The sequence below is a fragment of the Pantoea stewartii subsp. stewartii genome, from assembly GCF_008801695.1.
Lineage (GTDB): Bacteria > Pseudomonadota > Gammaproteobacteria > Enterobacterales > Enterobacteriaceae > Pantoea > Pantoea stewartii.
Genome location: NZ_VZPF01000283.1, coordinates 1 through 419, shown reverse-complemented (window position 1 = coordinate 419; position 419 = coordinate 1). Strand labels below are relative to the sequence as shown.

Annotated in this window: 1 protein-coding gene; it reads left to right on the top strand. The window is 64.7% G+C overall.

Annotation, left to right across the window (positions count from 1 at the left end; all coding sequences use genetic code 11):
* A partial coding sequence (locus F7Q90_RS26180) for an IS66 family transposase (protein WP_151161226.1) occupies positions 1-419 on the top strand: 419 nt, incomplete at both ends.

Genomic DNA, 419 nt, shown 5'->3' with positions numbered 1-419 from the left:
GCTGCGCCAGTCTTCCGCCCGCAAACCGCTGCCGGCCTCACTTCCCCGCGAAACCCTCACGCTGTCGCCGGCAGAAACCACCTGTCCGGCATGCGGCGGCGAACTCAACGCGCTGGGCTGCGACGTATCGGAGCAGCTGGAGCTTATCAGCAGCGCCTTTAAGGTTATCGAAACGCAGCGGCCGAAGCTGGCCTGCTGCAGCTGTGACCACATCGTTCAGGCTTCCATGCCGTCAAAACCCATCGAACGCAGCTATGCGGGCCCCGGCCTGCTGGCGCGCATCGTCACGGCGAAGTTCGCAGAGCACACGCCTCACTATCGTCAGTCAGAGATATACCATCGTCAGGGCGTGGAGCTGAGTCGCGCCACGCTGGGTCGCTGGTCCGGCGCGGTGAGCGAACTGCTGGAGCCGCTGTACG